Source organism: Mesorhizobium sp. B2-3-7, assembly GCF_006442695.1.
GTDB lineage: Bacteria > Pseudomonadota > Alphaproteobacteria > Rhizobiales > Rhizobiaceae > Mesorhizobium.
Map to the genome: position 1 here is coordinate 536854 of NZ_VFVV01000001.1, position 10817 is coordinate 547670.

A 10817-nucleotide genomic window follows, 5' to 3' on the forward strand; every position below is an offset into this window, starting at 1 on the left:
CAGCCGGAGCCCGCCATGGACCCGCTCATCCTTTCGCGCATTCAGTTCGGTGCGAATATTTCGTTTCATATTCTGTTTCCAGCCATCACCATCGCACTCGGCTGGGTGCTGCTTTTCTTCAAGCTCCGCTACAACGCGACCAATGATTCGGCCTGGATGCGCGCCTATTTCACCTGGGTGAAGGTGTTCGCATTGTCCTTCGCCATGGGCGTGGTTTCCGGCGTCACCATGAGCTTTCAGTTCGGCACCAACTGGCCGGGCTACATGGAAACGGTCGGCAACATCGCCGGGCCGCTGCTGGCCTACGAAATCCTCACCGCCTTTTTCCTCGAGGCAGCCTTCCTCGGCATCATGCTGTTTGGCTTCCGCCGCGTTTCCAACCGCATCCACACGCTGGCGACCGTGCTGGTGGCCGGCGGCACCACGGTGTCTGCCTTCTGGATCATCGCGCTGAACTCGTGGATGCAGACGCCGGTCGGCTTCGAGATGCGCGACGGCGTCGCCCACGCCGTCGACTGGTGGGCGATCCTCTTCAATCCCTCCATGCCCTACCGTCTCGTCCATATGCTGCTCGCCTCCGGGCTTACGGTATCGTTCCTCATAGCCGGCCTGTCGGCGCTGCGCTATCTCAAGGGCGACCGCTCGGAATCGATGTGGAAGGCGCTGCGCACCGGCGTCTTCACCGCCGCCATCCTCATCCCCATCCAGATCCTTGCCGGCGACCAGCACGGCCTGAACACGCTCGAGCACCAGCCGCAGAAGATCGCCGCCATGGAGGCCAACTGGAACACCGGCCCCAACGTGCCGCTGGTGCTGTTTGCCATTCCGGATGAAGCGGCCAGGGAAAACAGGTTCGAGGTGACCATTCCCGACGGGGCGAGCTGGATCCTGCGGCACAGCGCCGGCGGTGTGGTGCCGGGGCTCAACGATTATCCCGGCAACCATCCGCCCGTCTTCCCGGTGTTCTGGGGTTTTCGCGTCATGGTCGGCACGGGCCTGTTGATGCTCGCCGTCTCCTGGTCGGCCGCCTTCTTCCTCAAGCGCCGTCATAGCTTGCCGAGGCCGCTGGCGCTGCTCATGGTGCCGATGACCATCTCCGGTTGGGTGGCGACGCTCGCCGGCTGGTATACGACGGAGATCGGCCGCCAGCCCTGGCTGGTGACGGGCGTGCTGAGGACCGCCGACGCCGTCGGCCCGGTGGCCGGCAGCCATGTGGCGCTGACGCTGGCCGTCTATCTCGCTCTCTACGTGCTGTTGCTGATCGCCTATCTCGGCGTTCTGGTCCACCTGGCGCTGAAGGCGGCCAAGGACGGCGACACCTCGCCGCTGCCGGGCGTGCTCAACAAGCCGATGTCGCAGCCCGCGGCTGGCGAGTAGGAGAGAGAGAAATGACCTATGACTGGCCGACCCTGCTCCCCCTCATCTTCGCCGGCCTGATGGGCCTCGCCATCCTGATCTACGTCATTCTCGACGGCTTCGATCTCGGCATCGGCATCCTGTTCGCGGCGGCCGAGGACGCCGAGCAGGACACCATGATCGCCGCCATCGGCCCGTTCTGGGATGCCAACGAGACCTGGCTGGTGCTGGCCGTCGGCCTTCTGCTGGTCGCCTTTCCGATGGCGCATGGCGTCATCCTCAGCGCGCTCTATATCCCGGTGTTCGTGCTTCTGGTCGGCCTCATCCTGCGCGGCGTGGCCTTCGACTTCCGCGCCAAGGTGGCGACGGAGCGCAAGCATCGCTGGAACCGCATCTTCTTCCTCGGCTCGCTCATCGCCTCGCTGGCGCAAGGCTATATGCTGGGCGTCTATGTGCTTGGCCTCGACTTCGGCCTGGGCGGCATGGCGTTCGGCGTGCTGGTGGCGTTCTGCCTGGCGGCGGCCTACGCCGCGATGGGGGCGGCCTGGGTCATCTACAAGGCCGAAGGCGACTTGCAGAAAAAGGCGGTGCGCTGGCTGCGCACCACATTGGTGCTGACCGCGCTCGGCATGGCTGCCGTGTCGCTGGCCACGCCCTTCGCCAGCCCGCGCATCTTCGCCAAATGGTTCGTGCTGCCCGAAATGCTCTATCTGTCGCCGCTGCCGATCCTGTCGGCGCTGCTGTTCCTGTGGCTGTGGCGGCAGACCTCTCATCTGCCCAGGCCCGACGACCGCCATTCGCTGACGCCGTTCCTGACGCTGGCCGCCATCTTCGCGCTGGGCTTTGCCGGGCTCGCCTGGTCGTTCTATCCGTTCGTGGTGCCCGACAGGCTGACCATCTGGCAGGCGGCTTCCGCACCCGAAAGCCTGGCCATCATCCTGGCCGGCACCGTGGTTGTGCTGCCGATCATCATCTTCTATTCCTTCTATGCCTACCGCGTGTTCGGCGGCAAGGCGAGGGACCTGACCTACGATTGAAGGGCCAGGCGACGGCGCGAAATCATCGCCTCCGCCTGCCGCCTGTCGCCTGCCGGAAAGACAATATTCATCTTCACGCGGAATAACCTTCCGCGACATGCTGCGGCCTGATGGCAGCGGTCCGAGAAGAAGGGCAATGCAATGCGCGGTGTCCCGGTTGCCTCGATAGAACACGATCCGCAGGCGCGGCAGCGCTACGCAGTTTTCCCGGGAAAATCGCTACGCCGCTTTCCTGGAATTGCTCTGGTCCTGATCCGCCTGGTCACGCTGATCGCCGCGCTTGCGCTGGCCGGCCTGCTGCCTGTCATTCAGCCCGCTCATGCCCAGCAGACGGCCAACTGGGCCGGTGTCTGGGACACCAAATGGCGCGGCGGCGGCGCCCAGATCACCTTCGAGCAGGACGGCGCCGAGGTGAAGGGCGTCTATCCCCTGTATGGCGGCCGCATCGAAGCCAAGACCGAAGGCGAAAAGCTGTTCGGCCGCTGGTTCGAGGGCAGTCGCCAGGGCGAGTTCAGCTTCGTCATGGCGCCGGACGGCGCCAGCTTCATGGGCCGTTTCGAATCCGCCACCGCCGAATGGTGGACGGGCGTGCGCGTCGACGCCGCCGAGACCCTCAAGGTCGACCAGACCAGCCCGATGACGACGATGCGCTCGTTCCTGCAGACCATGAACGAGAGCGGCGCCGACAATGTGCCGCGCGCCACCGGCGGCGGCATGGGCCTTGCCGCGCTGGCGGCCGGCCTCGTCGACGTCACGGAGGCCGATCGCGGCGGCCTCAACATGCCCGATTACACCAAGCTCCTGTTTTCGGTGATCGACAACGCCACCTTGCGCCTGTGGAACCTGCCGCATGATGCGATCCCCGGCGACGAGGTGACAGCCAGGCTGCAGCAATATGGCAGCAAGGTTTTCTTCGACGTCACCTTCCGCCGCAAGGCCGGCGAATGGTTCATCGTCGGGCCGCAGCTCGCCGTGCTGCAGGCCAAGCTCGCCGAGTTCCAGGCGGCGCGTGGCGAAGCCCCCGACATGGTCGACGATCCGGCCAAGCTCGCCTCGCCGCGCGACACGTTCAAGATGCTGCTCGGCGGCATCGCTGACCAGAATGGCGGTTCGACGCAAACGGCGCTCGACATGCGCGGTTACAATCCGGCGGTGCGGTCCGACGAGGCGGTTCTGCTCGAGAGCTATCTCAAGAAAGTCATCGACCGCATCGGCTACGTCTACTGGCAGGAAATTCCCGACGATCCCCAAAGCAACACGCCCTATGTGTATTTCGAGCACCCGGCCGGCAACATCGTCGTCGCTCCGGTGGGGACTGAGAAAGGCGGCAAGCTGTGGAAATTCACGCCGGAAACGCTGGCCAACATCCGCACGCTCTATGCCGATATCGAGGATGCGCCGGTGGCGCCGGAATTCACCGCCTTCGCCAGCAACGATCCCTTCTTCGCCACGAGGGGCCTTGCCCGTGAGATCAGCCCTGCCCTTTTGACCCGCGCCGGGCCGATCGAACGCTGGCAATGGCTGGGGCTCGGCATTGCCGTGCTTGCCGGCATCGCCTTCGGCTTCCTTGCCAACGCCGTCATCGTGTTCTTCGCCCGCCGCGGCAGGAGTTCGGGGCGGGCCGGCTTCTTCCGCGTCGTCGAATGGGCGGTGCGCTCGATCTTCCTCGGCCTGTTCCTGCTGTTTGCGCTGCGGCCGCTCGGCTTGCCGCAGGTGATCGCGGCATCCGCCAAGGCGGCGGCCTGGAGCCTGATCCTGATCGGCGCGGTTCCCGTCGTCTGGCACCTTATCGGCAAGATCGCCGAGCGCTACCGCGCCACCTTCAACGTGCCCGGCTACCACGAGACGCTGATCTCGCTGTTGACCGGCGTGGCGCGCATCGCCGCCCTGGTGGTCGCCTTCCTGCTCCTGGCCGAGGTGCTGGCGATCCCCTATCAGGGCGTGCTGGCTGGCCTCGGCATTGGCGGCCTGGCGGTGGCGCTGGCGGCGCAGCCGACGCTGCAGAATTTTCTTTCCGGCCTGACGCTCTATGCCGACCGGCCGGTCAGCGTCGGCGACTTCTGCAAATTCGGCAACCAGTCCGGCACCATCGAGCATATCGGCATGCGCTCGACCCGCATCCGCTCGGTCGACCGCACGGTGATCTCGGTGCCGAATTCCGACTTCGCCGGCATGCAGATCGAGAACTACGCCCATCGCGACCGCACCCGCTTCGCCACCACGCTGCAATTGCGCTACGAGACGACGCCCGACCAGCTGCGCTACACGCTGGCGGCGCTGCGCAAGCTCCTGATCGCTCATCCGCGCGTCATCGACGACCCGTGCCGCGTGCGCTTCGTCGGCTTCGGCCCCTATTCACTCGACATCGAGGTCTTCACCTACATCACGACCGCGGATGGCTCGGAGTTTCTCGCCATCCGCGAGGATATATTGCTGTCGATGATCGCGGTGATGGACGAGGCCGGCGCCCAGTTCGCATTCCCGGCGCAGCTGGAATACAGCGCCGCCGACCTGCCGCTCGACCAGGAAAAGCGCATCGCCGCGGAAAAGCGGGTCAGCGCCTGGCGCGAGGAGGAAAAACTGCCTTTCCCCGATTTCAGCCAGCTCGACAGGCTGGAGCTCAACGACAGCCTGCCCTATCCGCCGCCGGGCTCGGTGCAATACCGCGAAGCCCAGGCCGCCCCGGCCACGGTCGAAGCCAAGGCCTCGCTGGAGAAGGCGCGCTGGAGCCTGCCGTGGCGGAAGAGGGTGTAGCCTTCTTCGCAGGAGAGGCCGCGATCCCTCGCGCCCCCCCTCTGGCCTGCCGGCCATCTCCCCCACGAGGGGGGAGATTGGATGTCGCGACGGCTTTCGCCAATTTCTAACGTTGACAGCGGGGCGGGACGGCGAGGCCGCCGATCTCCCCCCTCGTGGGGGAGATGCCCGGCAGGGCAGAGGGGGGCGCCGTCCCGCCGACCTGTCGTTCTTCTCACCCTGCGAAGACTCAATTGCTCGCCGACAGCACCAGCACCGGCTTGTCGCTGTAAAGCTGCGGGAACAGCGTCTTCAAATTCGCCACCTTGGGCAGGTCGTTGTAGACGATGTAGGGATAGGTCGGGTTGAGCGTCAGGAAGTCCTGGTGGTACTCCTCGGCCGGGTAGAAGGTCTTGCCGGTTTCGATCGTGGTGACGATGGGCTTGGAAAACAGCTTGGCCTGGTCGAGCTGGGCGATGTAGCTCTGCGCGATCTTCTTCTGCGCGTCGTTCTCGGCGAAGATCGTCGAGCGGTACTGCGTGCCGGAGTCGGGCCCCTGATAGTTGAGCTGGGTCGGATTGTGGGCGACCGAGAAATACACCTGCAGCAGCTGGCCATAGGTGACTTTGGAGGGGTCGTAGGTGATCTCGACGGATTCGGCATGGCCGGTGCGGCCGGTGCCGACCGTCTCGTAGACGGCGTCGTCCTTGGCGCCGCCGGTATAGCCCGAGACCGCCTTGGTGACGCCCTTGACGTGCTGGAACACGCCCTGCACGCCCCAGAAGCAGCCGCCGGCGAACACTGCCGTCTCGCTGCCGCCCGCGGCCTTTTCATCCAGCGCCGGTGGCGGGATCACCACGGCATCCTCCGCCGAAACCGCTGGGGTGAGCCAGAAGGCGGCGCCCGCGACGGCGAGCGCGAAAGCTGCGAGCGCGCCGCGGACGAGGCCGCTCGAACGGTTCTTGATGTCGGTCATGGTTGCACTCCTCATGGCTTGCATAGGGTCCAGTCTATTGAATTAGCGGAGCCGGTGCGATGCGCGAGTTGCGGCGGAGGCTCACATTCTCGTGCGGCCCCAGCGGGTGCGTAACTCTCCGCCGCGGCTTGACCTAGTTGGCAGGCTTCATCGCATCCGTCGCCGGCTTCATCGCGTCAGCCGCCGGCTTCATGGCGTCCGCCGGTTTCATCGCATCGGCGGCGGGCTTCATGGCATTGGTGGCCATCGGGTCGGCCGGCTTCATTGCATCGGTTGCCGGTTTCATCGCGTCGGCGGCGGGTTTCATGGCGTTGGTGGCCTCGTCGGCCCGGGCGATGCCGCCGGCCAGCAATGCCGTCGAGCACAAAGCGAGCGCAAGCGCCGGCAGCGTCAGGCGGGAAAGAACGGTCATGATGGTCTCCTTGGTTGGGTGGCGCGCCCTCGCGGCGGCCGGCTGTTGCGGCGCCGCAGGCGCGGCGTTGCGCAATTTCTGATCGGGCATGGTCTCTCCCCGCAACCGGGAAGTTCCCGGAGGTAAGCTAATCGGCGGCGGCGGCCAGGATCGGCCCGCCGCCGGGCGATTGCACCAGCACTGCGGTGCTGAGGCCGTTGGCGGCCGCCGGCACGTCGAGCGTCGTGGCCTCTCCGGTCCAGCTTCCGAGCTTCTTCAGCGCATGCACGACATTGCCGTGCGGCAAGGTGCGGCCGGTGTTCTCGCCGCGCGCCACGGGCACCTCGACGACGCCCCTGGCATAGCGCACCAGCCAGATGTCGGCCTTGCCGCCCGGTACGCTCCCCGCGCCGATGCTGGCCTTGCCGCCATCGAGCGACAGCGACGGTCCCTTGATGCGGCCGCTCGCCGCAATCAGCCGCTCGATCTCGCCGGGCGCGGCGCCGACCGCGTCGGCATGGCCGTTGACCACCACCTGCGGCGTGAACGGCCCGTCACGGCCGAGCGGCGGCTCGTAGCTCACCTGGCGCTGCGTGAACTCCTGCCGGCCGAAAATGTCCTTCCAGCCGAGATAGTCCCAGTAGGTGACATTGAAGGACAGCGCCAGCACGCCGGGCTGGTCCTTGACCTTGATCAGGTTGGCATTGGCCGGCGGGCAGGACGAACAGCCCTGGCTGGTGAACAGCTCGACAATGGTAAGCGGCTGCGCCGCGGCCGCACCGAGCGACGCCGCGAGCGCAAGCGCGCCCAGGCTGGACACTGCGAGAAACCTGCTGCGTTTGGCTTGCGACATGGGATTGCTCCGTGGTGACGGCGCCGCGATGCGCCGGTGATGTCCCCACTTCGCCGCCAATTGTCGCTTCGTTACAGCGCTCACTGGTTTGTGATGAAGGTTGGTCGGACTCCAAGAGGCCGGAGATTGGCAAAGGCCGTCGCGACAGCCGATCTCCCCCCTCGTGGGGGAGATGTCCGGCAGGACAGAGGGGGGCGTCGTAGAGCACCTACCTGGACGCGGTTCGACAGCCGTTGTCGCGACGGCAAAGAGTAGGCGGCAGATCGGGAAAGTGGAGGACGAGTTCCGTGGACCCAGGCAAGGCCGGCGGGGCAGCGCCCCCCTCTGGCCTGCCGGCCATCTCCCCCACGAGGGGGGAGATCGGCAGCTTCGCCTCTACTGCGTCAGCACCGTTTGCGAGGGGCGCTGGTTGAAGTCGCATTTGCCCATCACGGTGTAGAAGAAGTCGGCGTTGACGACAGGCGCCGGCACGGCCGAGCCGCCGTCTTCCCAGGCCTGGTAGCCTGTCTGGCCGCACGGCACGGCGGTGAAGATATCGACGGTCTGGCCCGTGGCGATTTCGGGCATGTCGGTCGGGCTGGTGCCGATATAGAGCCGGTCCGAGGTTTTAGGGTCGTTCGACCTGAGCGTGGTCGGCTGAGCCGGTTTGGCCGTCGCGGCGGAAGGCACGTCCATCTCGAGATAGAGCTGGTCCATCTGGCTGACGTCGATGACCGCGCCGGTGCTGTTGGCCGGGCTGGTGGTGCAGACGGTCTGCCGCATGACGCCGTTGCCGTCGGTGCTGGTGATGGCGCCGGAGGGCGTGTTGTTGAAATTGGCGACCGTCGTGGTGTTGCACACCTGCTGCTGCACCTGGGTAAGCGTGGTGCCGCTGACGGTTGAGACGGTGGTGGTGCCATAGCCCTTGGGATCGCCGCCCTTGTTGTAGACATAGCTGATCTGCATCAGCTTCTGCTTCGTGGTCGAGCCGAATCGCGTGCCGTAGAGATACATGGTCTTGTCCCACCAGCCCGACGCCTTCTCGATCTTGAAGGTGGTCTGCACCAGGGCCGGCGCCTTGTTGACCGCCGAGGTGACGCCGACCGGCACGGTGTTGATCCTGGCGATCTGCATGAAGTCGGTCGGCATGGCGAAGCTTGCCGAGGCCTGCGCCGTGGCGGTGCCGTTGGCCGCGATGGTGAAGCTCACCAGCGTGGCTGTGCCTTGCCCGCCATTGGCGGCAAAGGTGTCCCGGAGCATCTGCTGGCGGGCCGCCAGCGCCGTCGTCTTCGGCAGCGTAGTGATGGCCAGCGTCGCCGCGTCGAGCGCCTGCTGCATGTTGGACCGGGTCTGGACCGCCGACGTATAATCGACCGAGAAGCCGACGACGGTGACCAGCGGCACCAGGCTGATGAAGAACAGCGGCATCATTGAGCCGCCGCGAGAGCGGGCGAACCTTCCTGCAAGCCCCGGCATTTTTTCTTACCCCAAAAACGGTTACCTGCGGGGGAACTAACATGCGCCGGCAAACCGGGGTCTAAGAGGATCGTTCAAAGTTTAAGCATCCGGCCGTGCCCGCCGGCCGTTTCGGGCTTTTCCGCCCGGCTCACCGCTTTGTGATGACCGGGGGGCGCCTTGCGCCGCAAGCCTTGCCGCAGCAAGCCGCCCCTGCTAAAGCGCGCGGCATGAGCACGCCCCTCGACCACATCAGGAATTTCTCCATCGTCGCCCATATCGACCATGGCAAATCCACCCTTGCCGACCGCCTGATCCAGCTGACCGGCGGCCTGGAGCTGCGCGACATGAAGGAGCAGGTGCTGGACTCGATGGACATCGAGCGCGAGCGCGGCATCACCATCAAGGCGCAGACGGTGCGGTTGAAGTACCGCGCCAACAATGGCGAGGACTATATCCTCAACCTCATCGACACGCCCGGCCATGTCGACTTCGCCTATGAAGTGTCGCGCTCGCTCGCCGCCTGCGAGGGCTCGCTGCTGGTGGTCGACGCCAGCCAGGGTGTCGAAGCCCAGACGCTGGCCAATGTGTACCAGGCGATCGACAACAACCACGAGATCGTCGTGGTGCTGAACAAGGTCGACCTGCCGGCCGCCGAGCCCGAGCGCATCCGCGAGCAGGTCGAGGAGGTGATCGGCATCGACGCTTCCAACGCCGTGCTGATCTCGGCCAAGACCGGCCTTGGCATTCCCGATGTGCTCGAAGCCATCGTCCACCAATTGCCGCCGCCGCGCGAGGGCGACGCGACCGCGCCCTTGAAGGCGATGCTGGTCGACAGCTGGTACGACGCCTATCTCGGCGTCATCGTGCTGGTGCGCGTCATCGACGGCGTGCTGAAAAAGGGCCAGACCATCCGCATGATGGGCACCGGCGCCAAATACCTGGTCGAGCGCACCGGCGTGTTCACGCCCGCCCGCATCAATGTCGAGGAGCTCGGCCCCGGCGAGTTCGGCTTCTTCACCGGCTCGATCAAGGAAGTGGCCGACACGCGCGTCGGCGACACCATCACCGAGGACAAGCGCCAGACCGCGCACGCCTTGCCCGGCTTCAAGCCGGCGCAGCCGGTGGTGTTCTGCGGCCTGTTCCCGGTCGACGCCGCGGATTTCGAGGATCTGCGCGCCGCCGTCGGCAAGCTGCGTCTCAACGACGCCTCCTTCTCCTATGAAATGGAAACCAGTGCCGCGCTCGGCTTCGGCTATCGCTGCGGCTTCCTTGGCTTGCTGCATCTGGAAATCATCCAGGAGCGGCTGGAGCGCGAGTTCAACCTCGACCTGATCGCCACGGCACCCAGCGTCGTCTACCGGCTGCTGCTCAATGACGGCTCGGTGAAGGAACTGCACAACCCGGCCGACATGCCCGACGTGGTGAAGATCTCGGCCATCGAGGAGCCGTGGATCCGCGCCACCATCCTCACCCCCGACGACTATCTCGGCGGCATATTGAAACTCTGCCAGGACCGGCGCGGCATCCAGGCCGACCTCTCCTATGTCGGCAAGCGCGCCATGCTGACCTACGACCTGCCGCTCAACGAAGTCGTCTTCGATTTCTACGACCGGCTGAAATCGATTTCCAAGGGCTACGCCTCGTTCGACTATCACCTCACCGACTATCGCGAGGGCGATCTGGTGAAGATGTCGATCCTGGTCAATGAGGAGCCGGTCGACGCGCTCTCCATGCTGGTGCACCGCACCGCTGCGGAAAAGCGCGGCCGCCAGATGTGCGAGAAGCTGAAGGAGCTGATCCCGCACCATCTGTTCAAGATCCCGATCCAGGCCGCGATCGGCGGCAAGGTCATCGCCCGCGAAACCATCTCCGCCCTGCGCAAGGACGTCACCGCCAAATGCTACGGCGGCGACGTGAGCCGCAAGCGCAAGCTGCTGGACAAGCAGAAAGAGGGCAAGAAGCGGATGCGCCAGTTCGGCAAGGTGGATATCCCGCAGGAGGCGTTTATCCAGGCCTTGAAGATGGGGGATTGAG

General features: G+C 65.5%; 8 protein-coding genes. 4 read left to right on the forward strand and 4 right to left on the reverse strand.

Annotated elements, in window-relative coordinates:
- Positions 1-15: 15 nt before the first annotated feature.
- The 3 genes from FJ940_RS02760 to FJ940_RS02770 all read left to right on the forward strand — a co-directional run bounded on the left by FJ940_RS02760 (position 16) and on the right by FJ940_RS02770 (position 5147).
- A complete protein-coding gene (locus FJ940_RS02760; protein ID WP_140655143.1) occupies positions 16-1377 on the forward strand; it encodes a cytochrome ubiquinol oxidase subunit I in 1362 nt (453 codons plus the stop codon).
- An 11-nt stretch (positions 1378-1388) separates the two neighbouring features.
- Entirely contained in the window at positions 1389-2393 is a 1005-nt protein-coding gene (locus tag FJ940_RS02765) for a cytochrome d ubiquinol oxidase subunit II (protein ID WP_140524385.1), read from the forward strand.
- Between the two features lie 141 nt (positions 2394-2534).
- On the forward strand, positions 2535-5147 hold the full coding sequence (locus FJ940_RS02770) for a mechanosensitive ion channel family protein (protein ID WP_140554701.1): 2613 nt from the start codon (positions 2535-2537) through the stop codon (positions 5145-5147).
- Between the two features lie 229 nt (positions 5148-5376).
- Here FJ940_RS02770 and msrA read toward each other — a convergent pair whose 3' ends face one another.
- The 4 genes from msrA to FJ940_RS02795 all read right to left on the reverse strand — a co-directional run bounded on the left by msrA (position 5377) and on the right by FJ940_RS02795 (position 8756).
- Positions 5377-6102 (reverse strand): peptide-methionine (S)-S-oxide reductase MsrA, encoded by a 726-nt coding sequence (gene msrA / locus FJ940_RS02775; RefSeq protein ID WP_140655146.1) that lies wholly within the window; start codon positions 6100-6102, stop codon positions 5377-5379.
- 133 nt (positions 6103-6235) lie between these two features.
- The gene (locus FJ940_RS02780) at positions 6236-6514 is read right to left on the reverse strand and encodes a hypothetical protein (RefSeq protein WP_140524380.1); all 279 of its coding nucleotides are present in this window, start codon (positions 6512-6514) and stop codon (positions 6236-6238) included.
- Between the two features lie 127 nt (positions 6515-6641).
- Positions 6642-7346 (reverse strand): DUF1223 domain-containing protein, encoded by a 705-nt coding sequence (locus tag FJ940_RS02785; protein ID WP_140554699.1) that lies wholly within the window; start codon positions 7344-7346, stop codon positions 6642-6644.
- 375 nt (positions 7347-7721) lie between these two features.
- The gene (locus FJ940_RS02795) at positions 7722-8756 is read right to left on the reverse strand and encodes a pilus assembly protein TadG-related protein (protein WP_318012524.1); all 1035 of its coding nucleotides are present in this window, start codon (positions 8754-8756) and stop codon (positions 7722-7724) included.
- A gap of 254 nt (positions 8757-9010) precedes the next feature.
- Between FJ940_RS02795 and lepA the strand changes: the two genes are divergently transcribed.
- A complete protein-coding gene (lepA, locus tag FJ940_RS02800; RefSeq protein WP_140514160.1) occupies positions 9011-10816 on the forward strand; it encodes a translation elongation factor 4 in 1806 nt (601 codons plus the stop codon).
- The last annotated feature ends 1 nt before the right edge of the window (position 10817 follow it).

Bases quoted from the DNA above. Each gene is read 5' to 3' on its own strand.
- FJ940_RS02760 (WP_140655143.1), top strand. From the start codon at position 16: ATGGACCCGCTCATCCTTTCGCGCATTCAGTTCGGTGCGAATATTTCG.
- FJ940_RS02765 (WP_140524385.1), top strand. From the start codon at position 1,389: ATGACCTATGACTGGCCGACCCTGCTCCCCCTCATCTTCGCCGGCCTG.
- FJ940_RS02770 (WP_140554701.1), top strand. From the start codon at position 2,535: ATGCGCGGTGTCCCGGTTGCCTCGATAGAACACGATCCGCAGGCGCGG.
- msrA (WP_140655146.1), bottom strand. From the start codon at position 6,102: ATGACCGACATCAAGAACCGTTCGAGCGGCCTCGTCCGCGGCGCGCTC.
- FJ940_RS02780 (WP_140524380.1), bottom strand. From the start codon at position 6,514: ATGACCGTTCTTTCCCGCCTGACGCTGCCGGCGCTTGCGCTCGCTTTG.
- FJ940_RS02785 (WP_140554699.1), bottom strand. From the start codon at position 7,346: ATGTCGCAAGCCAAACGCAGCAGGTTTCTCGCAGTGTCCAGCCTGGGC.
- FJ940_RS02795 (WP_318012524.1), bottom strand. From the start codon at position 8,756: ATGATGCCGCTGTTCTTCATCAGCCTGGTGCCGCTGGTCACCGTCGTC.
- lepA (WP_140514160.1), top strand. From the start codon at position 9,011: ATGAGCACGCCCCTCGACCACATCAGGAATTTCTCCATCGTCGCCCAT.